Origin of the sequence: Ideonella alba (assembly GCF_018069875.1) — a bacterium.
In the GTDB taxonomy this organism is placed as follows: Bacteria; Pseudomonadota; Gammaproteobacteria; order Burkholderiales; family Burkholderiaceae_C; genus Ideonella; species Ideonella alba.
Genome location: NZ_JAGQDF010000007.1, coordinates 177,377 through 201,555, shown reverse-complemented (window position 1 = coordinate 201,555; position 24,179 = coordinate 177,377). Strand labels below are relative to the sequence as shown.

Here is a 24,179-nt window from a genome sequence, read left to right as displayed (position 1 = left end):
GTGCTCAGTAAAAGTGAGCACTCAATCACTTCAGGCGGTCCGGCGAGGCGCAAGGCCTGTCTGCCGGTGCTAGCACTCGGCTTGCCTGAGTGCTAACAGCCATTATAGGGTGGGGGACCGGGCTTTCAAGAGGGTCGGGATGACCCCGAGCCGGCGCCGGTTACTCAGCGCTCGGCCTCGTCCTGGTCTTCGGTGGTGGGCGGGGCCTCGACGCGGTAGGCCTCGTTGGCCCAGGCGCCGAAGTCCTGACCCTGGCAGCGGGCGCTGCAGAAGGGGCGGAAGGGGTTGCTGGCGGCGTAGAGCGTGGTCTCGCCGCAGGTGGGGCAGGCGACCTCGATCGGCCGCGGGGCGGGCGTGGTCATCGCGGGCTCAGGTGCACAGCGCCAGGTCGAAATCGACATCCTGCGCCAGCGGGCGCAGCCGGCCGTCGGCGTCGGCGCGCATCAGGCGCACCGAGACCATCAGCCGGTGACCGGTGATCTCGGGGACGACGTCCACCTCGGTGTCCAGGCGCAGGCGCAGCAGCTGGTAGGTGCGGCCCTGCGGCAGGCTTTGCTGGTACTGGCCGGCCTGGGCCGCCACGCGGTGCGGCACGCCGCTGTCGCGCAGCAGGCCCAGCAGCAGGCGCAGCGCATCGGCCAGCGGTTGCAGGGTGTCCAGCCAGCGGCCCAGGTCGGCCTGGCGGCGCGCGGCCGGGTGCTGCTGCCAGGCGTAATAGCCGGGCAGGTCGAAGCTGCAGGTGCCGCCGGGGATGCTGATGCGGCTGCGCACGCTGGTCAGCCAATCGTTGCCCGACAGGGCCTGGCCGGCCTTGCCGGCCACCGCATTGAGCGCCTGGAAGGCCTGGTCGATGCGGCCCACCACCTCGTCCAGCGCGGCTTCGGAGACATGGGGGTTGCCGCGGTAGCTCTGGAACTGTGCCTTGTGGCGCTCGAGCTCCTTGAGCAGGTCGGACTTCAGGTCGGCGCGCGCGGCGACGTCCATGATCTCGAACATCGTCGCCAGCGCGAAGTGGTGGTCGATCGCCTCGGTGCGTGCGGCGAGCACGTCGAGCCGCCCGAACAGCTGTTCGAGCCGCAACATGGTGCGGATGCCTTCGTTGAACGGGTATTCGTACAGGACCAAGATGGCAGTTCCGGTGCGGCAAGGCAATCGCCGGATTGTTTCACACCTGCGCCGAGGGCCAGGCCCACAGCCGCCACAGCGCGGCCACCTCGGCCTGCAGCGCCTCCAGGCTCAGGTCCTGGTTGACGATCACCGCGTCGGCGATCGCGCGGCGCTGTTCGCGGCGCGCCTGCTGGGCGATGACGGCGCGCACCTGCGCCTCGGGCCAGCCGTTGCGGGCCTGCACGCGCTGCACCTGGGTGGCTTCGTCGCAGTCCACCACCAGCACACGGTCGACCTGGCGGCGCCAGTGCGCGCCCCGTTCGGTCAGCAGCGGGACATCGAAGACCACCGGCTGGGCGGCGGCCGCTGCCGCCGCCTCAGCCCAGGTGCGCTCGCCGATCATCGGATGCAGGATGGCTTCCAGGCGCTCGCGCTGGGCCGGATCGGCAAACACGCGCTCGCGCATCCAGGCGCGGTCCAGCGCGCCGTCGGCCCCGATGGCCGACGCGCCGAAGGCCTGGGCGATCGCCGGCAGCGCAGCACCGCCGGGAGCGGTGAGGGCCCGCGCGATCGCGTCGGTGTCGACGATGCAGGCGCCGTGCGCCGCCAGCGCGCGCGCCACCGTGCTCTTGCCGCTACCGATGCCGCCGGTCAGGCCGAGCGTCGGTCCGGCGCGGTGCATCACTGGCCGATCCAGCCGAGCACGCGCTGCGTGCCGAGCAGGATGACGGCGATGCCACCGCCGGCCAGGAAGGGCCCGAAGGGCATCGGCCGGCCGCTGCCCAGCCGGCCGCTGAGCTTCAGCGCGATGCCCACCGTGGCGCCGATCACCGAGGACATCAGCACGATCGGCAGGATGGCCTGCCAACCCAGCCAGGCGCCCAACGCGGCCAGCAGCTTGAAGTCGCCATGCCCCATGCCTTCCTTGCCGGTGACCAGCTTGAACAGCCAGTAGACCGACCACAGCGACAGGTAGCCCACCACCGCGCCCACCACCGCGGTGGGCAGCGGCAGGGTCCAGCCTGCCAGTGCGGCCAGCAGGCCGGCCCACAGCAGCGGCAGGGTCAGGCTGTCGGGCAGCAGCATGGTGTCCAGGTCGATCGCGGTCAGCGCCACCAGCGTGGCCAGCACCGCGCACCAGGCCAGGCTGACCGGCGCCGGTCCGAAGCGCCAGGCGGCCAGCGCGAACAGCACGGCGGTCAGCAGCTCGACCAACGGGTAGCGCACCGGGATGCCGGTGCCGCAGGCCGAGCAGCGGCCGCGCAGCGCCAGCCAGGACAGCAGCGGCAGGTTCTCGTACCAGCGGATGCGGTGGCCGCAGGCCGGACAGGCCGAGGCCGGGCGCGCCAGGCTGTAGGGCGGCAGCGCCTCCAGCGTGCGCGCCATCTGCGTGGCCAGCGGCGCCGCGGCCGGGGGCAGGGCCTGGCCGGCCGTGCGCTGCCAGGACTCGGCATCACCCAGCTGGGCGACGCCGTCGTGCCACCACTGCCGCTCCATCATGCGCGGCAGGCGGTGGATCACGACGTTGAGGAAGCTGCCGATGCACAGACCGAGCAGACCCAGCACCCATGGCGACAGCCAGAGTGCGTCAATGGCCGGGAACCCCATCGGTGATCAGACCACCTGGCCGAGCTTGAAGATCGGCAGGTACATCGCCACGACGATGCCGCCGATCAGCGTGCCCAGGAAGACGATGATGATCGGCTCGAGCAGCGTGGACAGGCCCTTGACCATCTCGTCGACCTCTTCCTCATAGAAGTCGGCGGCCTTGGACAGCATGGCATCGAGCGAGCCGGATTCCTCGCCGATGGCAGCCATCTGCAGCACCAGGCTCGGGAACACGCCGGTGGTGGACATCGAGGTGGTCAGGCCCGAGCCGGCGGCCACATCGCGCTGGATCTGCTCGGTGGCGCGGGCGTAGATGATGTTGCCGGCGGTGCCGCCCACCGAATCGAGCGCCTCCACCAGCGGCACGCCGGCGGCGAACATCGTGGCCAGCGTGCGGGTCCAGCGGGCCAGCACCGACTTGCGGACCAGCTCGCCAAAGACAGGCAGGCGCAGCAGCAGCCGGTCCATGATGAACTGCAGGTTCTCGGAGCGCTTCCAGGTGCGGTAGAACATGTAGCCGCCACCGAAGATCACGCCGAAGATCACCCACCAGTAGCTCACGAAGAACTTGCTCATCGCGATCACCAGCATCGTCGGCGCCGGCAGTTCGGCCCCGAAGGACTTGAACACCGACTCGAAGGACGGGATCACGAAAATCATGATGATGGTGACCACGATGAAGGCCACCACCAGCACCGCGATCGGGTACATCAGCGCGGACTTGACCTTCTGCTTGATCGCCAGGATCTTTTCCTGGTACTGCGCCAGGCGCGACAGCAGCTCTTCCAGGATACCGCCCGCCTCGCCCGCCTCGACCAGGTTGCAGTAGAGGGCATCGAAGTACTTGGGGTGGCGGCGGAAGGCCGAGGACAGGCTGGTGCCGGTCTCGACATCGGCGCGGATGTCCAGCAGCAGGCGCGTCAGCCGCGGGTTCGGGCTGCCTCGGCCGACGATGTCGAAGGCCTGCAGCAGTGGCACGCCGGCCTTCATCATCGTCGCCAGCTGACGCGTGAAGGTGGCGATGTCGCGCTGGCCGATCGAGCGGCCGCCGCTGGCGCGCCGCTTCTTGATCTTGGTGACCAGGATGCCCTGGCGCCGCAGGCTGGCGCTGACCGCGGCTTCACCGGCCGAGCGCAGCTCGCCCCGCACGACCTTGCCGGCGCGGTCCTTGCCTTCCCACTCGAAGATGAACTCCTGAACCCTGGCTGTCGCTGCTGCTGCTGTGGCCATTGCGCCTCCGGCGGTCTCGTATGTCGGTCGGATTATTCGTTGGTCGAGGCGATCACTTCCTCGAGGGTCGTGACGCCCAGCTTCACCTTGACCAGGCCTGATTGGCGCAGGTCGCGCACGCCCTCGCGGCGGGCCTGGTTGGCCAGGTCGGTGGACGAGCCCTGGTTCAGGATCAGCTGCTGGATCTCATCGGAGATCGGCATCGCCTGGTAGATGCCCACCCGGCCGCGGTAGCCGTTGTTGCAGCTGCTGCAGCCCACCGCGCGGTAGGGGCGCCAGCCGCCTTCCAGGTCGGCGTCGGTGAAGCCGGCGTCGAGCATGGCGTCGCGTGGATATTCGGCCGGCACCTTGCAGTTCTCGCACAGGCGGCGCACCAGGCGCTGCGCGGTGATCAGCAGCACGCTGGCGGCGATGTTGAACGGCGCGACGCCCATGTTGAGCAGTCGGGTCAGCGTGGACGGGGCGTCGTTGGTGTGCAGCGTGGACAGCACCAGGTGGCCGGTCTGGGCGGCCTTGATCGCGATGTCGGCGGTCTCCAGGTCGCGGATTTCGCCAACCATGATGATGTCCGGATCCTGGCGCAGGAAGGCCTTCAGCGCGGTGGCGAAGTTCAGCCCGGCCTTGTCGTTGACGTTGACCTGGTTGATGCCCGGCAGGTTGATTTCGGCCGGGTCTTCCACGGTGGAGATGTTGACGCCCGGCTGGTTCAGCAGGTTCAGGCAGGTGTAGAGCGACACCGTCTTGCCCGAGTCGGTGGGGCCGGTGACCAGCACCATGCCGTAGGGGCGCTTGATCGCCTCGAGCAGCCGGCTTTTCTCGTCGGGCTCATAGCCCAGCGCCTCGATGCCCAGCTTGGCGCTGGACGAGTCGAGGATACGGATCACGATCTTCTCGCCGAACAGCGTGGGCAGGGTGCTGACGCGGAAATCGATCGAGCGGTTGCCGAAGCGCAGCTTCATGCGACCGTCCTGCGGCACCCGCTTCTCGGCGATGTCCAGCCGCGAGATGACCTTGATGCGCGAGGCCAGCTTGTCCTTGATCGCGATCGGCGGCTGGGTGATCTCGCGCAGCTCGCCATCGATGCGGAAGCGCACCCGGTAGTTGTACTCGTAGGGCTCGAAGTGCAGGTCGGAGGCGCGCATGTTGATCGCGTCGATCAGCATCTTCTGCAGGAAGCGCACGACCGGCGCGTCCTCGACCTCGGCCACCACCTCCTGGTTGCTGGCCTGCTGCGGCTCTTCGTCGTTGACCTCGAAATCGAAGTCGCCGCCGGCCATGCTCTCGATGACCTGGGACGCACTGGCCGACTGCGCATCGACGATGCGCGCCAGCTTGTCATGCTCGACCAGCACCCACTCGGGCGTCAGCTGGGTGGCGAACTTGATGCGCTCGCCGGCCTCCTGGTCGGTGGGGTCGGAGCAGGCCAGGAACAGCCGGCTGGCGCGGCGCCCCAGCGGCAGCACCTTGTACTGGGTGACCAGCTTGGCGTCGATCAGGTTGGCCGGCAGGCGCTGGATGTCCACCGCGTCCAGATCGAGCAGCGGCACCGACAGCGCCGACGACAGCGAATGGGCCAGGGCCTGGGCCGACATCGCGCCCGAGCTGACCAGGGCCTCGACGAAACTCTGCCGCTTCTCCCGCGCCGCGAGCACCAGGTCCTCGGCCGCCTTGGCCGACAGCTTGCCGCCGTGCACCAGCACGCGGGCAACGCCCGAAAGGGCTGGGGACGGGGCTTCGGCGATGGTGTCCACGGACGCTGGGCTGCTGGAAAGAGGTGCCGGGCCGCGCCATGGGATACACGGCAAGGCCCAGCCGGGCTTGCAAACGCTTGATCGTACCGCGGTCCGTGACCGCTGCCGCCACAGGCGGCGCCCCGGCATGCCTTTTGCCCGCCGCCCCGGGGTCCAGGGTGGGGCAGAAACGACGAAGCCCCGAAAACGACGAAGCCCCGGCGGGGGCCGAGGCTTCGAAGAAGATCCTGGTCGGGGTGAGAGGATTCGAACCTCCGGCCTCTACGTCCCGAACGTAGCGCTCTACCAGGCTAAGCTACACCCCGATGTCGAACTGGTCTTGGTGCGGCTCAGGAAGAGCGCTCAACCGATCGAGCCGCTAATTCTAGCAGAAAAATTTTCGCTTCTGACGCCGGCAGGGCCGACAAGCAGGCGCGGGCCCGTTCGGCCTCGTCGCGGGCGGCCTGGCGGGTGGCCTCGATCGCGCCGGTGGCGCGCACGATGGCGATGATCTCCGGCAGGCGCTCGACCTCGCCGTGCTCGATGGCGTGGCGGATCAGCTGGCGCTGCTCGTCGGTGCCGTGGTCCATCGCGAACAGCAGCGGCAGCGTGGGCTTGCCCTCGCGCAGATCGTCGCCGACGTTCTTGCCCAGCGCCTCGCGGTCGCCCTCGTAATCAAGCAGGTCGTCGACCAGCTGGAAGGCGGTGCCCAGCGCGCGGCCGTAATCGGCGCAGGCTTCCTCGATGGTCGGATCGGCGTCGGCCACCACCGCGCCCAAGCGGGCGCTGGCCTCGAAGAGCTTGGCGGTCTTGAAGCGGATGACGCGCAGGTAGTCCTCGACCGTGGTGTCGGGGTCGTGCATGTTCATCAGCTGCAGCACCTCGCCCTCGGCGATCACGTTGGTGGCGTCGGCCAGCACCTCCAGCACCCGCATGCGGTTGACCGAGACCATCATCTGGAAGGCGCGCGAGTACAGGAAGTCGCCCACCAGCACGCTGGCGGCGTTGCCGAACATCGCGTTGGCGGTCTGGCGGCCGCGGCGCAGCGAGGACTCGTCGACCACGTCATCGTGCAGCAGCGTGGCGGTGTGGATGAACTCCACCGTCGCCGCCAGCTCGTCGGCCTGCGGCCCTTCGTAACCCAGGCCCTGGGCGAACAGCAGCACCAGGCGCGGCCGGATGCGCTTGCCGCCGGCGCCGATGATGTAGTGCGAGATCTGCTCGATCAGCGCCACGTCCGACGACAGGCGCTGGCGGATCACCTCGTCCACGCGCGCCATGGCCGCGGCCATCGGGTCGGCCGGGGCGGACGCCGAGGCGTTGGCCGCGCGGGCGTCGGTGTCGGGCAACGGGGGGCTGGCGGTCACGGTACGGCGTCGGCGAGACAAAAGTCGCAGATTATAGGAACGCGCGGAGGCAGCCGCAGGGCGTGGCGCAGCCGCCGCCCGGCGGATCCCCGCAGGGGCTCTGGCACGCGATGGCCTGACGTGCTAGAATGCCCGGCTTCGCCCGAATGGTTCGGGTGAATCCGCAAGAACGTTGGAAACTGCTTGTGGCGCAGGGCGCGGTTTGTGCTGGCGCGGTGAGCGGTGCGCAAAGGTTTCAGCGGGCATTTTGCAAAGGGTCCTTATGTACGCGGTCGTAAAAACCGGTGGCAAGCAATACAAAGTTGCCGTCGGCGAGAAGATCAAGGTAGAACAGATTGCTGCGGACGTTGGCCAGGAAGTGGTGATCGATCAGGTGCTGGCCGTGGGCAACGGCGCGGATCTGACGGTCGGTGCTCCTCTGGTGAGCGGTGCCAGCGTGAAGGCCACCGTCGTGGCGCACGGTCGTCATGACAAGGTCCGCATCTTCAAGATGCGTCGCCGCAAGCACTACCAGAAGCACGGCGGTCACCGCCAGAACTTCACCGAGCTGTCGATCACCGGCATCACCGCCTGATCGGCATCATCCAGGAGCACTGAACCATGGCACAGAAAAAAGGCGGCGGTTCCACCCGGAACGGCCGTGACTCCCAGCCGAAGATGCTCGGCGTGAAGGCCTACGGTGGCCAGGCCATCTCGGCCGGTTCCATCATCGTGCGCCAGCGCGGCACCAAGTTCCACGCCGGCACCAATGTCGGCATGGGCCGTGACCACACGCTGTTCGCGCTGGTCGATGGCACCGTGTCGTTCGCCGTCAAGGGCGAGCGCAACCGCCACACCGTCAGCGTCACCCCGCTGTAAGCAGCCCCCCGCCGCCTTCGGGCGGCCGCTGCCAAGCCCCGGCTCGCCGGGGCTTCGTCGTTTTCGGGCCCGCCCCAGGCGCCGCCCGGTACCATCTGCATCCACCATGAAATTCGTCGACGAAGCCACCATCGATATCGCCGCCGGCAACGGCGGCGCCGGCTGCGTGAGCTTCCGGCGCGAGAAGTTCATTCCCTTCGGCGGCCCGGACGGCGGCGACGGCGGCAAGGGCGGCAGCGTCTATGCCGTGGCCGACCGCAACCTCAATACGCTGATCGACTACCGCTACGCCCGCCGCCATGAGGCGAAGAACGGCGAATCCGGCCGCGGCGCCGACTGCTTCGGCGCCGCCGCCCAGGACGTGGTGCTGCGCATGCCGGTGGGCACGATCATCACCGACACCGCCACCGGCCAGGTGCTGGCCGAGCTGATCGAGCCCGACGTGCCGGTGCTGCTGGCCAAGGGCGGCGACGGCGGCTTCGGCAACCTGCACTACAAGAGCAGCACCAACCGCGCGCCGCGCCAGTCCACGCCGGGCTGGCCGGGCGAGCGCTTCAACCTGAAGCTCGAGCTGCGTGTGCTGGCCGACGTGGGCCTGCTGGGCATGCCCAACGCCGGCAAGTCCACGCTGATCGCCGGCGTGTCCAACGCCCGCCCGAAGATCGCCGACTACCCCTTCACCACGCTGCACCCCAACCTGGGTGTGGTGCGGGTGGGGCCCGAGAAGAGCTTCGTCATCGCCGACATCCCCGGCCTGATCGAGGGCGCTTCGGAAGGCGCCGGCCTGGGCCACCTGTTCCTGCGCCACCTGCAGCGCACCCGGCTGCTGCTGCACGTGGTGGACATGGCGCCCTTCGACGATGCGGTGGATCCGGTGGCCCAGGCCAAGGCCATCGTCGAGGAACTGCGCAAGTACGACGAGGAAGGTCCGAAGCGCCCGCGCCGCCGCGCCCAGGCGCCGATGCCTGATCCGGACGACGAGGACTGGGACGAGGCTGACGAGGCGCTGCCCGAGGACGCCGTCGAGGCCGACGAGCCCGCCCCGCTGCCGCACCATGGCGTGCCGCTGATGTCCAAGCCGCGCTGGCTGGTGCTCAACAAGCTCGACATGGTCCCCGAGGCCGAGCGCGCCGCCAAGGTCAAGGACTTCGTCAAGCGCTTCAAGTGGAAGGGGCCGGTGTTCCAGATCTCGGCACTGACCCGCGACGGCCTGCAGCCGCTGATCCACGCGATCTGGGACGAGGTGGCCAAGGACCAGCAGAAGATCGTCGAGGCGCCGGACCCGCGCTTTGCCACGCGCGATGACGACGCGCCCAGCCCCGCCCAGCGCACCCGCAAGGTCACTGCCGGCGTGCGCACGGGTGGCAGCCTGACCAAGCCCGGTCCCAAGGGCCGTGGCAAGACCGAGAAGGTCATTCCCGCGCCCGAGCGCGATCCCCGCTTCGATCCTCCGACCGACGAGTGATGCGCCGATGAGCGAAGGTCCCCTGAAGAACGCCCGGCGCATCGTCGTCAAGGTCGGCTCCAGCCTGGTCACCAACGAGGGCAAGGGCGTCGATGCCGAGGCCATCGGCAACTGGTGCCGCCAGCTCGCCGCGCTGGCCCACCAGGGCCGTGAGGTGGTGATGGTCTCCTCCGGCGCGATCGCCGAGGGCATGAAGCGCCTGGGCTGGCGCACCCGGCCCAAGGAACTGCATGAGCTGCAGGCCGCGGCCGCAGTGGGCCAGATGGGCCTGGTGCAGATGTACGAGCGCCTGCTCAGCGAGCATGGCATGGGCAGCGCCCAGGTGCTGCTCACCCACGCCGACCTGGCCGACCGTGAGCGCTACCTGAACGCCCGCTCGACGCTGCTGACGCTGCTGGGCCTGAAGGTCATCCCGGTCATCAACGAGAACGACACCGTCGTCAACGACGAGATCAAGTTCGGCGACAACGACACCCTCGGCGCGCTGGTGGCCAACCTGGTCGAGGCCGACGCGCTGGTGATCCTGACCGACCAGCGCGGCCTGTACACCGCCGACCCGCGCAGCAACCCCGACGCCCGCTTTGTCGACGTCGCCCAGGCCGGCGACCCGGCGCTCGAGCAGATGGCCGGCGGCGCCGGCTCGCGCGTGGGCACCGGCGGGATGATCACCAAGATCCTGGCCGCCAAGCGCGCCGCCGGCAGCGGCGCCAGCACCGTGATCGCCTGGGGCCGCGAGCCCGACGCGCTGCTGCGCCTGGCTGCTGGCGAGCCGATCGGCACCGCGCTGCTGGCCGGCACACCCAAGCTGGCGGCGCGCAAGCAGTGGATGGCCGATCACCTGCAGTTGCGCGGCGCGGTGCGGGTGGACGATGGCGCCGTCATCAAGCTGCGCGAGGAAGGCAAGAGCCTGCTGCCGATCGGCGTGGTCGAGGTGGAGGGCGAATTCCACCGCGGCGACGTCATCGCCGTGCGCAACGCCGCCGGCGCCGAGATCGCCCGCGGGCTGTCGAACTACGCCAGCACCGAGGCCCGCCTCATCGCCCGCAAACCTTCCTCACAGATCGAGGGACTGCTGGGCTTTGCCAACGAACCGGAACTGATCCACCGGGACAACCTGGTCCTGGCCTGAGGCCAGGACCAGGTTGCGGCGCAGGCTCATGTCCGCGCAGCGGACGTGAAGGCCCGCAGGGCCGGGCCGCAGCCACAACCCAGCGCGGCGCGGCCAGGGTTGCGGCGCAGGCTCATGTCTGCGGAGCAGACGTGAAGGCCCGCAGGGCCGGGCCGCAGCCACAACCGAGCGCGGCTCAGGCCGCCTGCTCCGGCGGCGGCTCCAGCGTGGCGCCCGGCGGCAGCTCGGGCTCGTTCTCGGCGCGGGGGCGCTGGCCCTGGTGGCGCATGCCGCCGCGCAGGTAGCGGTTGTGGTGGTTCACGCGTGGCAGGTAGCGGGCCAGTTCGGTCAGCGCCATCTGGTAGACGTCGCGCTTGAACTCGATCACCACGTCCAGCGGCACCCAGTACTCGTTCCAGCGCCAGGCGTCGAACTCGGGGTGGTCGGTGGCGCGCAGGTTCATGTCGCTGTCGCGGCCCATCAGGCGCAGCAGGAACCAGATCTGCTTCTGGCCCTTGTAGTGGCCGCGTGCATCCTTGCGGATGAAGTGGTCGGGCACGTTGTAGCGCAGCCAGTCGCGGGTGCGCGCCAGGATCTGCACGTGCTCAGGCAGCAAGCCCACTTCCTCGTGCAGCTCGCGGAACATCGCCTGCTCAGGCGACTCGCCATACTTGATGCCCCCTTGCGGGAACTGCCAGGAGTGGGTGCGCAGGCGCTTGCCCCAGAACACCTGGTTGCGGGCGTTGAGCAGGATGATGCCGACGTTGGGCCTGTAGCCTTCCCGGTCGAGCATAATCGAACCCCAATTCTTGAATTGAAATCAATATAGCACTGGCGGCCGCGCGGGCACAGGTTCTCGCTTTCCCGAGGGGCCGGTCATTGCGCCGACGCCCATGAAAGCCTCCCAGTTCTTCATCTCCACGCTCAAGGAAGCCCCCGCCGACGCCGAGGTCGTCAGCCACCAGCTGATGATGCGTGCCGGCATGATCAAGCGCCTGGGCGCCGGCATCTACAACTACATGCCGATGGGCCTGCGGGTGATCCGCAAGGTCGAGGCCATCATCCGCGACGAGATGAACCGCGCCGGCGCGGTGGAACTGCTGATGCCGGTGGTGCAGCCGGCCGAGCTGTGGCAGGAGACCGGCCGCTTCGACAAGATGGGCCCCGAGCTGATGCGGGTGAAGGACCGGCACGACCGCGACTTCATCATCCAGCCCACCAGCGAAGAGGTGGTGACCGACATCGCCCGCCAGGAGCTGCGCAGCTACAAGCAGCTGCCGAAAAATTTCTACCACATCCAGACCAAGTTCCGTGACGAGCGCCGGCCGCGCTTCGGCATCATGCGCGGCCGCGAGTTCACGATGAAGGACGCCTACTCCTTCGACCGCGACGCGGCCGGCGCCGCGAAGAGCTACGAGCAGATGTTCGCCGCCTACAAGCGCATCTTCGATCGCTTCGGCCTGACCTACCGCGCGGTGGCCGCCGACACTGGCGCGATCGGTGGCGACCTCAGCCACGAGTTCCAGGTCATCGCCCAGACCGGCGAGGACGCGATCATCTACTGCCCCACCAGCGACTACGCGGCCAACATCGAGCTGGCCGAGGCGGTGGCGCCCGCCACGCCGCGCGGCCCCGCCACCCAGGCGCTGGTGAAGACGCCCACGCCCGGCAAGAGCACCTGCGCCGACGTGGCCGCGCTGCTGGGTCTGGACCTGAAGCAGACCGTCAAGAGCCTGGTGCTGGCCACCGATGAGCTGGATGAGCGCGGCGTGGTGGTCAAGACCACTGTCTGGCTGCTGCTGGTGCGTGGCGACCACGACATGAACGAGGTCAAGGTCGGCAAGCTCGATGGTCTGAAGAACGGCTTCCGCTTCGCCACCGTGCCCGAGATCGAGGCGCATTTCGGCTGCAAGCCGGGCTACCTGGGTCCGATCGGCCTGCTCCAGCCGGTGAAGATCGTGGCCGACCGCACGGTCGCGCAGATGAGCGACTTCGTCTGTGGCGCCAACGCCTGGGACCACCACTACACCGGTGCCAACTGGGGCCGCGACCTGCCCGAGCCCGACCTGGTGGCCGACATCCGCAACGTCGTCGAGGGCGACCCCTCGCCCGACGGGAAGGGCGTGCTGGCGATCGAACGCGGCATCGAGGTCGGCCATGTGTTCTACCTGGGCACCAAGTACTCCAAGGCGATGAACGCCACCTTCCTGGACGAGACCGGCAAGCCGGCGCTGATGGAAATGGGCTGCTATGGCATTGGCGTCACGCGCATCCTGGGCGCCGCCATCGAGCAGAACCACGACGCCCGCGGCATCATCTGGCCGGCCAGCATCGCCCCTTTCCAGGTGGCGATCTGCCCGATCGGCTACGACCGCTCGGCCGAGGTCAAGGCGGCGGCCGATGCGCTGCATGCCGAGCTGCTGGCGCTGGGCGTGGACGCCATCCTGGACGACCGCGGCGAGCGCCCCGGCGCGATGTTCGCCGACTGGGAACTGATCGGCGTGCCGCAGCGCGTGGTGCTGTCTGACCGTGGCCTGAAGGAGGGCCTGGTCGAGGTGCAGGGCCGGCGCGAGGCCGAGGCCAGCAAGCTGGCGCTGGCCGAGGTGGCGGCGGCGGTGAAGGCGCGGCTGGGCGCATGACGGGCCCGCACGCGGCCGGGCTCACGCGCCGCGCGCTGCTGGCCGCTCCGGCGCTGCTGGCGGGCTGGAGCAGCCCGGCCCGCGCCGGCCGACAGGCCGAGGAGCCGCTGGCCGATTCGGTGCGCACCGCGCTGTCGGCCGCGATCGCCAACCCGGCGCCGCCCTCGCCGCAGTTCAGCCGCATCGAGGACCGGCTGGCCTACCTGCGCTGGAAGGGCCAGGCCGCCGACCGCCTGAAGCGCCGCATCGCCGAGTTCCAGACACGCTCCGATTTCCTGGACACCCTCTGGTACGAGAGCAAGCGCGCGGCGCTGGAGCCGGCGCTGATGCTGGGCCTGGTGCAGGTGGAGAGCGGTTTTCGCAAGTACGCGGTCAGCGTCGCGGGCGCGCGCGGCTACACCCAGGTGATGCCCTTCTGGGCGCGGCTGATCGGCGACGGCGACGTGGCCAAGCTCTTCCATATGCAGGTCAACCTGCGCTTTGGCTGCGTGATCCTGCGCCACTACCTGGAGCGCGAGCAGGGCGACCTGTTCTTCGCGCTGGGCCGCTACAACGGCAGCCGCGGCCGCGCCGAGTACCCGGACATGGTGATGGCGGCACGCCGCCAGTGGCTGCTGCCGGCCTGATCAGAGCCCGGCCCAGCGCCTGGGCGCGGCCAGGTCCAGCGCCAGCAGCTCGATCGCCCGCTCCACCGTGTCGTCCACCAGCTCATCGATGCTGGCGGGCCGGTGGTAGAAGGCCGGCAGCGGCGGGAAGATGATGCCGCCCATCTCGGTGACGGCGGTCATGTTGCGCAGGTGGGCCAGGTTGAAGGGCGTTTCGCGCACCATCAGCACCAGTCGGCGGCGCTCCTTCAACGTGACATCGGCGGCGCGGGTCAGCAGGTTGTCGCCGAAGCCATGCGCCACCGCGGCCAGCGTCTTCATCGTGCAGGGCGCGATGACCATGGCATCAACGGCGAAGCTGCCGCTGGCGATGCAGGCCCCCACCTCGCCGATGCCATGGCTCTGGTGCGCCAGCGCCGACAGCGCCTCGCGGTCCAGACCCAGCTCATGGTGGACATTGAGCAGACCGGCCGGCGTGCACACCAGATGGGTCTGCGCCCCCAGGGCCTTCAGGCGTTGCAGCAGCCGCACGCCATAGACGGCCCCGGATGCGCCGGTCAGGCCGACGATCACCCGGGCCGGGCGGCCGGCGCGCTCACTCATGGGATCAGGCGGCCAGGGCCTGCTGCAACTCGCCCGCCTGGTACATCTCCATCATGATGTCCGAGCCGCCGACGAACTCGCCGTTGATGTAGAGCTGCGGGATGGTCGGCCAGTTGGCGTATTCCTTGATGCCCTGGCGGATCTCCTCGTCCTCGAGGACGTTGACGGTGTGGAGCTGGTTCACGCCACAGGCCTTCAGCACCTGGACCGCACGGCCCGAGAAGCCGCACATCGGGAACTGGGCCGTGCCCTTCATGAACAGGACCACCTTGTGGCCCTTGACGATCTGGTCGATGCGCTGCTGGACGTCGCTCATGCGGGAGCCTTTCGGGGGAGTTGGAGCAATCCCTGGATTGTCCGACATCCGCCGAGCCCGCGGCGGTGGCAAGGCTTCACGCGGCTGCGCCCGGACGGTCTGAGACCCGCCGCTGTGCGCGCCTGCGCTTGAGGGGCTCAGAAGGCGTAGGACAGGTTCAGTTGGAACACCGGCGAGAGCTGCATGGCCCGCACCGTGTTGTCCAGGCCGGAGCCGCCGGTCAGTGCGCGCAGGCCCTGGCCGGGGCGCTGCGCCATCAGGCCCAGGTCGGCGCTCAGGCCCACGCCAGCGCGCGTCCACCAGGCGCTGTAGCCCACGCCGACATAGGGCGTGGCGGCCGAGTCCGCCGGGTTGTCCGGCAGGCCCACGCTGCGCCACAACGTGGTGGTGCTGGCGGCGCCCAGGGCCAGGCTGCGCGAACCCAGCAGCAGTGCGCCGGTGGCGCGCAGACCGCCCCCGTCGCCCAGGCGGCCCAGGTCGAAGAACAGGTCGGAGGAGACACGCGCCGCGCCCAGCACCGGCGTGTTGACCAGGCTGGCCGGCACCGGCGGCGACACCGTGACGATGGACAGGTGGGTTTGCCAGGAGGTCCAGCTGCTGGGCTCGGTCAGTTGCAGACCGTCACCCACAGGCGCCGCCTGGGCCGACGACAGCGCGGCCAGGGCCGCCAGACAGACCGTGATGGAGCGGTTCGCACGCATGGGACACCTCCTTGGTCTGACCCATGCTACTCCGATGAGTTCAGCGCGTGCGCGGAAAAACGCACAGGAGACATTGCTGTTGCGTGCATCGACGTGAGCGTCGGTGTCAGTCTGTAGCCGGCCAGCGGCCGCCGCTGCAGCGCGCATGACCGGCGAGGTCCTGCCGCGACTGCACCTCGGTGAACCCGTGGTGGGACAGCAACGCGCGCACCGTCGGCGCCTGGTCCCAGCCGTGCTCCAGCAGCAGCCAGGCGCCCGGCGCCAGATGGTCCGGGGCGCCGGCCAGCAGACACCGGATGTCGTCCAGCCCGTCGGCGCCCGAGGCCAGCGCCGACAGCGGTTCGTGCGCCAGCGCCTGCAGGTGCGGGTCGTCCTGGGCGATATAGGGCGGGTTGGACAGCACCAGGTCGAAGCGCTGGCCCGCCAGGCCCTGCCACCAGTCACCCAGGCGCCAGTCCACGTCCAGGCCGAGCTGATCGCCGTTGGCCCGGGCCTGGGTCAGCGCGGCGGCGCTGGCATCGACCGCGGTGAGCCGCACCGCCGGATGCCGGTGCTTCACGGCCAGTGCGATCGCGCCGCTGCCGGTGCCCAGGTCCAGCACCCGCGGCGCGGGCAGCGCTGTGGCGGCCAGGCGCTCCAGCGCCCAGTCGACCAGGACCTCGGTGTCGGGCCGCGGGATGAGCACCGCCGGTGACACCGCCAGCCGCAGGCCGTGGAACTCGCGCTCGCCCAACAGGTAGGCCACCGGCTCGCCGGCGGCGCGGCGGCGGCACCAGTCGGCCCAGCGCGCGGCCTGGGCGGTGTCGAGCCGCGCCTCGTCGTGGGCGATCAGCCAGCCGCGCTTGCGTTGCAGCAGCGCGCCCAGCAGCACGAAGGCGTCCACCCGGTCCAGACCGGCCGTGCGCGCGTCCTGCAGCGCCTGGGCCACGGTGGTGCTCACTGGCCGGTCTCCAGCGCTGCCAGCTGCTGCTGCGCGCGGGCGGCCTGCAGCGCGCCGATCAGCTCGCCCAGGTCGCCGTCGATCACCGCGCCCAGCTTGTACAGCGTCAGGTTGATGCGGTGGTCGGTCACCCGACCCTGGGGGAAGTTGTAGGTGCGGATGCGGTCACTGCGGTCGCCCGAGCCGACCAGCGCCTTGCGCGTGGCGGCCTCGGCGGCGGCGCGCTCCTGCGCCTCCTTGTCGCGCAGCCGGGCCTGCAGCACGGCCAGGGCCTTGGCCTTGTTGCGGTGCTGGCTGCGGTCGTCCTGGCACTCGGCCACCAAGCCGGTGGGCAGGTGGGTGACGCGGATCGCCGAGTCGGTCTTGTTGATGTGCTGTCCGCCGGCGCCGCTGGCGCGGAAGGTGTCGATGCGCAGCTCGGCCGGGTTGAGCGTGACCTCGGCGGCCTCGTCGGGTTCGGGCATCACCGCCACGGTGCAGGCGCTGGTGTGGATGCGGCCCTGGGCCTCGGTGGCGGGCACCCGCTGCACGCGGTGGCCGCCGGACTCGAAGCGCAGCCGGCCGTAGACGCCGTCGCCCTCGACGCGGATGACGATTTCCTTGTAGCCGCCCAGGTCAGAGGCGTTCTCGCTCATCACCTCGCAGCGCCAGCCCTGGGTCTCGGCGTGGCGCAGGTACATGCGGGCCAGGTCGGCGGCGAACAGCGCGGATTCCTCGCCGCCGGTGCCGGCGCGGATCTCGACGAAGGCGTTGCGCGCATCGTCCGGGTCGCGCGGCAGCAGCGCGGTCTGCAGCTGGGCGTCCAGCCGCGCCAGGTCGGCTTGGGCGCTGGCGATCTCGTCGGCGGCCATCTCGGCGAACTCGGGCTCGACCTGCATCTCGCGGGCGGCGGCCAGGTCACGCTCGCGCTGCTGGAAGGCGCGCCACAGGCCGGTGACCTCGGCCGCCTCGGCCTGCTCGCGGGCGAGCTGGCGGTAGCGGCCCATGTCGGCCACCACGGCGGGGTCGGCCAGGTTGGCGTCCAGCTCGGCCAGGCGCATCGCGAGGCGGTCAAGCTGCTGGCGCAGCGGGTCTTTCATGGGTGTATCCGGTGGGACAGGGGCGGGCGGCGGCAGGCCACCCGGGCGGCGCTCAGGGGCGCGCCGCTAACGGCCGGATTCGTCGGCCGGGTTGCGCGTGGTGGTGCGCAGGAACAGGCGCGAGAGCACCTCGGCCGTCTGGTGGCGCTGCTCGCCCTCGGACGCGTGCAGTTCGGCCAGCGCGCCGTGCAGCATCTTCTGGGTCAGGCCGCGGCTGAGCGCTTCCAGCACGGTGTCCAGGTCATTGCCCTTGGCCAGCAGCTTGCGGGCGCGGGCGATCTCGGTGGCGCGCCAGTCGTCGGCCTGGCGGTTCAGGGCCTGGATCAGGGGCACGCTGGCGCGCTGGTCCAGCCAGTGGGCGAAGCTCTGCACGCCGGCGTCGATGATGGCCTCGGCCTGCTCCACCGCGGCCTGGCGCTTCTCGCCGGCGGTCTTGACCACCTCGGTGAGGTCGTCCACGGTGTAGAGGTAGATGTCCGAGAGGCGCGAGACTTCAGGTTCGATGTCGCGCGGCACCGCCAGGTCGACCATGAACATCGGGCGGCGGCGGCGCGCCTTCAGCGCCCGCTCGACCGCACCCAGGCCGATGATCGGCAGCGTGGAGGCGGTGCAGGAAACGACGATGTCGAACTCGTGCAGCCGGGTGGTCAGGTCGGCCAGGCGCAGCGCCTGCGCGCCGAAGCGGCTGGCCAGCTTCTCGCCGCGCTCCAGCGTGCGGTTGGCCACGGCCATGGCCTTGGGCTCGCGGGCGGCGAAGTGGGTGGCGACCAGCTCGATCATCTCGCCGGCGCCGACGAACAGCACCTGGCTCTCGCGCAGGTCCTCGAAGAGCTGGGCGGCCAGGCGCACCGTGGCGGCGGCCATGCTGATGGAGTGGGCGCCGATCTCGGTGCTGGTGCGTACCTCCTTGGCCACCGAGAAGCTGCGCTGGAACAGCTGGTGCAGCGTGGTGCCCAGCGTGCCGGCCTCGTCGGCGCCGCGCACCGCCTGCTTCATCTGGCCCAGGATCTGCGGCTCGCCCAGCACCATTGAATCCAGACCCGAGGCGACGCGGAAGGCGTGGCGCGCCGCGTCCCTGTTCTCGAGCACATAGGTGTGGTCGACCAGCTGGCTGCCGCTGATGCCGCCCTGCGAGGCCAGCCACTCGATGGTGGGGCGCACGATCTCGGCGGCCCGGCCCTGGCCGGCCGCCACGTACAGCTCGGTGCGGTTGCAGGTGGACAGGATGGCCGCTTCAGGCACCGCGCGCAGCAACTGGTGACGCAGCGCCTGCAGCGCGGGGGTCAGCTGCTCAGGCGCGAACGCGAACCGGCCGCGGATATCCAGCGGGGCGGTGTGATGGTTCAGGCCGAGCGCAAAGACACTCATGGTCCCGGATTATAAAATCCCCAGCTGAAGCTCGAATGACATCAGGTGTGTCAATGTGGTCTGACTTGATGGGAATCAAGATTTGAACCGCATGGACAGCACCTTCACCACCTCGTATTCACCATGGGACCGCTGGACGCGCTCTGGCATTTGCTGAATTTTGCCGCCCCGGCGCTGGGCGTGGGCCTGCTGACCACCGTGCTGGCCAAGGGACTGTTTCGCCGCGAACTGGCCGGCGCCGCATGGCGCGCGCTGCTGGCCTGGAGCGTCGGCGCCGGGCTGGTGGTGCTTTTGGCCGGGCTGGTGGTCTTCGGCCGCGACGGCCGCATGGCCACCTATGGCCTGCTGGTGGCGGCCACCGCGCTGGCGCTGTGGTGGCGGGGCTTTGTGATCAGGCGCTGACCGACTCGCCCACCACCACCGCACCGCGCAGCGAGTGCGGCAGCGCGCTGGTGATGCTGACGTCGATCATCTGGCCCACCAGCCGCGCCGGGCCGGCGAAGTTGACGATCCGGTTGCACTCGGTGCGCCCCATCAGCTCGTTCGGGTCCTTGCGCGACGGACCTTCGACCAGGATGCGCTGCACCGTGCCCACCCGGGCGGCGCTGATCGCCCGCACGTTGTCTTCCAGCCGCGCCTGCAGGGTCTGCAGCCGCGCCAGCTTCACCGCATGCGGCGTGTCGTCGGCCAGCGCGGCCGCCGGCGTGCCGGGACGCGGGCTGTAGATGAAGCTGAAGGACGCATCGAAGCCGACGTCGTCGACCAGCTTCATCAGCTTGGCGAAGTCCTCGTCGGTCTCGCCCGGGAAGCCGACGATGAAGTCGGTGGACAGGCTGATGTCGGGGCGGATGGCCTTGAGTTTGCGGATCGTGCTCTTGTATTCGAGCGCGGTGTAGCCGCGCTTCATCGCCATCAGGATGCGGTCGCTGCCGTGCTGCACCGGCAGGTGCAGGTGGTTCACCAGCTGCGGCACGCGGGCATAGACGTCGATCAGGCGCTGGCTGAACTCGTTGGGGTGGCTGGTGGTGTAGCGGATGCGGGCGATGCCGGGGATCTCGGCCACGTATTCCAGCAGCAGCGCGAAGTCGGCCAGCTCGGCGGTGTCGCCCATCCGGCCGCGGTAGGCATTGACGTTCTGACCCAGCAGCGTCACCTCCTTGACGCCCTGGGCGGCCAGGCCGGCGATCTCGGTGAGCACGTCGTCAAAGGGGCGCGAGACCTCGTCGCCGCGGGTGTAGGGCACGACGCAGTAGGTGCAGTACTTCGAGCAGCCTTCCATGATCGAGACGAAGGCGCTGGCGCCGTCCACCTTGGCCGGGGGCAGGTGGTCGAACTTCTCGATCTCGGGGAAGCTGATGTCCACCTGCGGGCGCTTCGCACGCTGGCGCTCGGCGATCATCTGCGGCAGGCGGTGCAGGGTCTGCGGACCGAAGACGATGTCCACGTAGGGGGCGCGCTCGACGATGGCCGCGCCCTCCTGGCTGGCCACGCAACCGCCCACGCCGATCAGCACGCCCTTGCTCTTGAGGTGCTTGACGCGGCCCAGGTCGGAGAAGACCTTTTCGGCGGCCTTCTCGCGCACCGAGCAGGTGTTGAACAGCACCAGGTCGGCTTCCTCGACGTTGTCGGTGGGCTCGTAGCCTTCGGCGGCGCGCAGCACGTCGGACATCTTGTCCGAGTCGTACTCGTTCATCTGGCACCCGAAGGTGCGGATGTAGACCTTCTTGCCGCTCATGGCCGGGTCCAGGTCTGGGCCACGTAGTCGAACTGCCAGGCCTGGCGTTCGGCGTCGGTGCGGGGCCAGGGCTTGCGCGCGGCCTCGTCGGCGGTCAGCACCCAGATCTCCTTGGGCTGACCCAGCTGGTCGACGGTGTAGTTCACCACGGCCTTGGTGCCTTCCAGCGCGCCGAAGACGATGCCCATGTTCTGTGCGTCGCGGATGTGCGCGCCGGGCGCCAGCTGGGTGGTCTGGCCGTTCAGGCGCACCGTAGGCGGCGCGTCGAACGCGATCTCGCCACGCAGGGCCTGGTAGGGAAAGAGGCGCTGCACCTGGGCCAGGGCCGGTGCAGCAGCGACCAGCGTGGCCGCAAGAAGAACAGAGACCGAGCGGAGCATGGTGTGGATCCAGAGGCTGGGTCAAAACAAAACGGCCCGAAGTGTGAACACTTCGGGCCGGGATTCTGGTGGCGCTTCAGGGACTCGAACCCCGGACCTGCGGATTATGATTCCGTCGCTCTAACCGACTGAGCTAAAGCGCCAAGAGCCCATCAGTATAGCGCATGTTTTTCTGGGTTGCCAAGCCGCCCGCGCGCGCGTGTTCAGCCCAGCCAGCCCTTGATGCGCCGCCCCAAGGCCTCGCGGCTGATGCCGTAGCGGTCGTGCAGCGTGGGCAGGGCGCCGGCGTCCAGGAAGGCATCGGGCAAACCGGCCAGGCGGAAGCGGGCCGGCGTCACGCCGTGGCGCAGCAGCGCGCTGGCCACCGCCTCGCCCAGGCCGCCGATCACCGAGTGGTTCTCGGCAACCACCACCAGGCGGGGTGCCTGGCCCACGGCCTGGACAATGGTGGCCTCATCCAGCGGCTTGATCGTCGGGCAGTGCAGCACCGCCACGCCCAACCGGTCCTGGGCCAGGTCGGCGGCCACCTCCAGCGCGCGCATGGTCATGATGCCGCTGGAAATCACCAGCACGTCGGCCCCCTCGCGCAGCATCTTGGCCTGGCCCAACTCGAAGCGGTAGCCCTCGATCTCGTCCAGCACCAGGGGCACCTGACCACGCAGCAGACGCATGTAGACCGGTCCGGGGTGGGCGGCAATCTGCGGCACGGCCTGGGTGATGTCCAGGGCATCGCAGGGATCGACAATGGTCAGGCCCGGCACGCCGCGCATCATCGCCAGGTCCTCGGTGGCCTGGTGGCTGGGGCCGTAGCCGGTGGTCAGACCGGGCAGGGCGCAGCAGATCTTGACGTTGAGGTGCTCCTCGGCAATCACCTGGTGGATGAAGTCATAGGCGCGCCGGGTCCCGAACACCGCATAGGTGGTGGCAAAGGGCACCAGGCCCTCCTTGGCCATGCCGCCGGCGGCGCCCAGCAGCAACTGCTCGGCCATGCCCATCTGGTGGAATCGCTCGGGGTAGGCCTGGGCGAACAGGTGCAGGTCGGTGTACTTGGCCAGGTCGGCGGTCAGGCCCACCACCTCGGCGTGGGTGGCGGCGTACTCGACCAGCGCCTTGCCGAAAGGCGCGGCCTGCACGCGCTGCCCCTCGGAGGCGATCGAGGCGATCATCGCCGAGGTGGTCAGGCGCTTCTTCTCTGCGACGGGGGCGTTCATGCCAGGGCTCCTTGCGGGTTCTGAAGCGATTGATCGAGGATCTGCAGCGCCTGCTGCCATTCGGGCGGGTCCACGCGGATGAAGTGGTTCTTCTCGCGCTGCTCCAGTAAGGGCACACCCTTGCCCATCAGCGTGTTGAACAGGATCACGCGCGGCTGGGCGGCGGTCAGTGCGCGGGCGGTGTCAAAGGCATCGCGCACCGCCGCCAGGTCATTGCCCTGCACGCGCTGCACATGCCAGCCAAAGGCGGCCCACTTGTCGGCCAGCGGCTCGAAGCCCAGCACCTGGCTCGAGGGGCCATCGGCCTGCTGGTTGTTGATGTCGACCAGGCAGATCAGGTTGTCCAGGCGGTGGTGGGCGGCCGACATCGCGGCTTCCCAGGTTGAGCCTTCGTCCAGTTCACCGTCGCTCATGCTGTTGTAGACGAAGGCCGGGTTCTTCTTCTGTTTCAGGCCCAGCGCCATGCCCACGCCGATCACCAGGCCCTGGCCCAGCGAGCCGCCCGAGATTTCCATGCCCGGCGTGTAGGTGGCCATGCCCGACATGGGCAGGCGGCTGTCGTCGCTGCCGTAGGTCTCGAGCTCGCTCTCGGGGATCACACCGGCCTCGATCAGCGCCGCGTAGTGGGCGATCGCGTAATGGCCGTGCGACAGCAGGAAGCGATCGCGGCCCTCCCAGGTGGGCTCATCGGGACGCAGGTTCAGCGCGTGGCGGTAGGCCACCGCCAGCACGTCGGCCCAGCCCAGCGCCTGGCCGATGTAGCCCTGGCCTTGCACCTCGCCCATGCGCAGCGCGTAGCGGCGGATGCGCCAGGCGGCCTGAGCCAGGTCTTTCAGATCGTGGTCCATGGGGAAGTCCTTTCGGGGAGTCACTTGATGATGCTGGCCGGAACGTACGACACCAGGGCCAGCACGCCGAAGGCCACCAGGTAGAACGGACCCAGCTCGCGCACGGTCTGGCCGACCTTGACCTTGGCCAGCGCGCTGGTGATGAAGAGGGTGGTGCCGACCGGCGGCGTGTACAGGCCGATCGCCAGGTTCACGACCATCATGATTCCCAGCTGGGCCATGTCCATGCCAATGCCATTGGCCAGCGGGACGAAGACCGGTGTCAGCAGCAGCACTGCGGCGGGCAGGTCGATGAACATGCCCAGGAACAGCATCAGCAGGTTCATCAGCAGGATCACCAGCCACTGGGTGTGGACGTTGTCCTGCACCCAGCGGGCGATGTTCTGCGGCATCTGGTCGAAGGTGAGCAGCCAGCCGATGGCGGCCGACGCCATGATCACCAGCAACACCACGCCGGTCGCCAGGCCGGCATGGATGACCGAGTCGTGCAGCCGCTTCCAGCCGAGGTCGCGGTACACCGCCATCGACACCACCGCCGCATACAGCGTGGACAGCACCGCCACTTCGGTGGGCGTGGCGATGCCGAAGCGCAGGAAGATGATGATCAGCACTGGCAGCACCAGCGCGGGCGAGGCATAGGCCAGGTGGCGCCGAAAAGCCGGGCCATCAAAGGGTGCGGTTTCCCGCGGGAAGTTGCGCCGCCGACCCACCCACCAGCAGGCGGCCATGAAGCCGCCGCACATCAGCAGGCCCGGCAGCACGCCGGCCACGAACAGCTCGGCGATCGAGGCGTTGGACGACAGCGCGAACAGGATCATCGGGATCGACGGCGGGATCAGGATGTCGATCGTGGCTGCCGCCGCCAGCGTGGCTGCCGAGAAGGCCGCCGGGTAACCCAGGCGTTTGTGCCAAGGAATGAGCAGCGAGCCGATCGCCGAGGCATCGGCCACGGCAGAGCCCGACACGCCGCCGAACAGCGTCGAGGACAGCACGCCCACTTGCGCCGGCCCGCCATGGAAGCGCCCCAGCAGCGTGGACAGCACGCCCACCAGCGCCTCGCCCAGCTTGCCGCCCATCATCAGTGAGCCGGTCAGCATGAAGAACGGAATCGCGATCAGCGGGAAGCTCTGGACCTGCGCCACCATCTGCTGCACCAGCAGGTCCAGCGGCACCCGATCGGAGGTGGCTGCGGCGGCCATCGCGGCCACCAGCAGCGCGTGGGCAATGGGCATGGCGGCGACGGCCGCGACCATGAACACCCCCAGGATCAATGCAGTCATG

The 24,179-nt window shown here is 69.4% G+C and carries 26 protein-coding genes and 2 tRNA genes; 7 read left to right on the top strand and 21 right to left on the bottom strand.

Annotated features, from left to right (window positions below):
- Positions 1–164: 164 nt before the first annotated feature.
- The 8 genes from KAK07_RS14080 to ispB form a co-directional block, all read right to left on the bottom strand.
- A complete protein-coding gene (locus KAK07_RS14080) occupies positions 165–362 on the bottom strand; it encodes a DNA gyrase inhibitor YacG (protein ID WP_210855802.1) in 198 nt (65 codons plus the stop codon).
- 7 nt (positions 363–369) lie between these two features.
- Positions 370–1,125 carry a cell division protein ZapD gene (gene zapD, locus KAK07_RS14075; RefSeq protein WP_210861439.1) on the bottom strand — a complete coding sequence of 252 codons (756 nt, stop codon included), beginning with the start codon at positions 1,123–1,125 and terminating at the stop codon, positions 370–372.
- 40 nt (positions 1,126–1,165) lie between these two features.
- A complete protein-coding gene (coaE, locus tag KAK07_RS14070; protein WP_210861436.1) occupies positions 1,166–1,789 on the bottom strand; it encodes a dephospho-CoA kinase in 624 nt (207 codons plus the stop codon).
- Positions 1,789–2,715, bottom strand: coding sequence for a prepilin peptidase (locus KAK07_RS14065; RefSeq protein WP_210861434.1), 927 nt, complete (start codon positions 2,713–2,715; stop codon positions 1,789–1,791). Before KAK07_RS14065 ends, coaE begins: the two co-directional genes overlap by 1 nt.
- Positions 2,716–2,721: 6 nt before the next feature.
- A complete protein-coding gene (locus KAK07_RS14060) occupies positions 2,722–3,945 on the bottom strand; it encodes a type II secretion system F family protein (protein WP_210855795.1) in 1,224 nt (407 codons plus the stop codon).
- A 32-nt stretch (positions 3,946–3,977) separates the two neighbouring features.
- Positions 3,978–5,696: a type IV-A pilus assembly ATPase PilB gene (pilB, locus tag KAK07_RS14055; protein WP_210861433.1), complete on the bottom strand. Its 1,719-nt coding sequence runs from the start codon at positions 5,694–5,696 to the stop codon at positions 3,978–3,980.
- 228 nt (positions 5,697–5,924) lie between these two features.
- Positions 5,925–6,001, bottom strand: a tRNA-Pro gene (locus KAK07_RS14050).
- 24 nt (positions 6,002–6,025) lie between these two features.
- Positions 6,026–6,967 carry an octaprenyl diphosphate synthase gene (gene ispB, locus KAK07_RS14045; RefSeq protein WP_210861497.1) on the bottom strand — a complete coding sequence of 314 codons (942 nt, stop codon included), beginning with the start codon at positions 6,965–6,967 and terminating at the stop codon, positions 6,026–6,028.
- 337 nt (positions 6,968–7,304) lie between these two features.
- Here ispB and rplU point away from each other — a divergent pair, with 337 nt between their 5' ends.
- From rplU to proB, 4 genes are all read left to right on the top strand, one after another.
- Complete coding sequence (rplU, locus tag KAK07_RS14040; protein WP_210800427.1) at positions 7,305–7,616, top strand: 50S ribosomal protein L21; 312 nt, start codon at positions 7,305–7,307, stop codon at positions 7,614–7,616.
- A 26-nt stretch (positions 7,617–7,642) separates the two neighbouring features.
- The gene (rpmA, locus tag KAK07_RS14035) at positions 7,643–7,900 is read left to right on the top strand and encodes a 50S ribosomal protein L27 (protein WP_210800428.1); all 258 of its coding nucleotides are present in this window, start codon (positions 7,643–7,645) and stop codon (positions 7,898–7,900) included.
- Positions 7,901–8,006: 106 nt separating this feature from the next.
- On the top strand, positions 8,007–9,365 hold the full coding sequence (gene cgtA, locus KAK07_RS25350) for an Obg family GTPase CgtA (protein ID WP_247661241.1): 1,359 nt from the start codon (positions 8,007–8,009) through the stop codon (positions 9,363–9,365).
- Positions 9,366–9,372: 7 nt separating this feature from the next.
- A complete protein-coding gene (proB, locus tag KAK07_RS14020; protein ID WP_210855789.1) occupies positions 9,373–10,494 on the top strand; it encodes a glutamate 5-kinase in 1,122 nt (373 codons plus the stop codon).
- A 175-nt stretch (positions 10,495–10,669) separates the two neighbouring features.
- Here proB and KAK07_RS14015 read toward each other — a convergent pair whose 3' ends face one another.
- The gene (locus tag KAK07_RS14015) at positions 10,670–11,266 is read right to left on the bottom strand and encodes an RNA pyrophosphohydrolase (protein WP_210855787.1); all 597 of its coding nucleotides are present in this window, start codon (positions 11,264–11,266) and stop codon (positions 10,670–10,672) included.
- A 100-nt stretch (positions 11,267–11,366) separates the two neighbouring features.
- Between KAK07_RS14015 and KAK07_RS14010 the strand changes: the two genes are divergently transcribed.
- Positions 11,367–13,112: a proline--tRNA ligase gene (locus tag KAK07_RS14010; protein WP_210855785.1), complete on the top strand. Its 1,746-nt coding sequence runs from the start codon at positions 11,367–11,369 to the stop codon at positions 13,110–13,112.
- Positions 13,109–13,738 (top strand): lytic transglycosylase domain-containing protein, encoded by a 630-nt coding sequence (locus KAK07_RS14005; RefSeq protein WP_210855783.1) that lies wholly within the window; start codon positions 13,109–13,111, stop codon positions 13,736–13,738. Before KAK07_RS14010 ends, KAK07_RS14005 begins: the two co-directional genes overlap by 4 nt.
- On the opposite strand, the gene KAK07_RS14000 is transcribed toward KAK07_RS14005, so the two are convergent.
- The 6 genes from KAK07_RS14000 to hemA form a co-directional block, all read right to left on the bottom strand.
- Positions 13,739–14,320 (bottom strand): UbiX family flavin prenyltransferase, encoded by a 582-nt coding sequence (locus KAK07_RS14000; RefSeq protein WP_210855781.1) that lies wholly within the window; start codon positions 14,318–14,320, stop codon positions 13,739–13,741.
- A gap of 4 nt (positions 14,321–14,324) precedes the next feature.
- Positions 14,325–14,636: a Grx4 family monothiol glutaredoxin gene (gene grxD / locus KAK07_RS13995; protein ID WP_210855779.1), complete on the bottom strand. Its 312-nt coding sequence runs from the start codon at positions 14,634–14,636 to the stop codon at positions 14,325–14,327.
- Between the two features lie 137 nt (positions 14,637–14,773).
- Complete coding sequence (locus KAK07_RS13990; RefSeq protein WP_210855777.1) at positions 14,774–15,337, bottom strand: hypothetical protein; 564 nt, start codon at positions 15,335–15,337, stop codon at positions 14,774–14,776.
- A gap of 106 nt (positions 15,338–15,443) precedes the next feature.
- Positions 15,444–16,277, bottom strand: a complete 834-nt coding sequence (prmC, locus tag KAK07_RS13985; RefSeq protein ID WP_210855775.1) for a peptide chain release factor N(5)-glutamine methyltransferase — start codon at positions 16,275–16,277, stop codon at positions 15,444–15,446.
- Entirely contained in the window at positions 16,274–17,356 is a 1,083-nt protein-coding gene (gene prfA / locus KAK07_RS13980; RefSeq protein ID WP_210861431.1) for a peptide chain release factor 1, read from the bottom strand. The genes prmC and prfA overlap by 4 nt, the downstream gene beginning before the upstream one ends.
- Positions 17,357–17,422: 66 nt before the next feature.
- Positions 17,423–18,724: a glutamyl-tRNA reductase gene (gene hemA / locus KAK07_RS13975; protein ID WP_210855772.1), complete on the bottom strand. Its 1,302-nt coding sequence runs from the start codon at positions 18,722–18,724 to the stop codon at positions 17,423–17,425.
- A 123-nt stretch (positions 18,725–18,847) separates the two neighbouring features.
- Between hemA and KAK07_RS13970 the strand changes: the two genes are divergently transcribed.
- Positions 18,848–19,126: a hypothetical protein gene (locus KAK07_RS13970; protein WP_210855770.1), complete on the top strand. Its 279-nt coding sequence runs from the start codon at positions 18,848–18,850 to the stop codon at positions 19,124–19,126.
- Here the strand turns inward: KAK07_RS13970 and miaB are convergent.
- From miaB to KAK07_RS13940, 6 genes are all read right to left on the bottom strand, one after another.
- Complete coding sequence (miaB, locus tag KAK07_RS13965) at positions 19,116–20,459, bottom strand: tRNA (N6-isopentenyl adenosine(37)-C2)-methylthiotransferase MiaB (protein WP_210855768.1); 1,344 nt, start codon at positions 20,457–20,459, stop codon at positions 19,116–19,118. The genes KAK07_RS13970 and miaB overlap by 11 nt on opposite strands.
- Positions 20,456–20,839, bottom strand: coding sequence for a hypothetical protein (locus KAK07_RS13960; protein ID WP_210855766.1), 384 nt, complete (start codon positions 20,837–20,839; stop codon positions 20,456–20,458). Before KAK07_RS13960 ends, miaB begins: the two co-directional genes overlap by 4 nt.
- A gap of 66 nt (positions 20,840–20,905) precedes the next feature.
- Positions 20,906–20,982: transfer RNA gene (locus tag KAK07_RS13955), tRNA-Met, on the bottom strand.
- Between the two features lie 60 nt (positions 20,983–21,042).
- The gene (locus tag KAK07_RS13950; protein ID WP_210855764.1) at positions 21,043–22,050 is read right to left on the bottom strand and encodes a transketolase family protein; all 1,008 of its coding nucleotides are present in this window, start codon (positions 22,048–22,050) and stop codon (positions 21,043–21,045) included.
- Positions 22,047–22,898, bottom strand: coding sequence for a transketolase (locus KAK07_RS13945; protein ID WP_210855762.1), 852 nt, complete (start codon positions 22,896–22,898; stop codon positions 22,047–22,049). Before KAK07_RS13945 ends, KAK07_RS13950 begins: the two co-directional genes overlap by 4 nt.
- Positions 22,899–22,918: 20 nt before the next feature.
- Positions 22,919–24,178, bottom strand: a complete 1,260-nt coding sequence (locus KAK07_RS13940) for a TRAP transporter large permease (protein ID WP_210855759.1) — start codon at positions 24,176–24,178, stop codon at positions 22,919–22,921.
- Position 24,179: the final 1 nt, after the last annotated feature.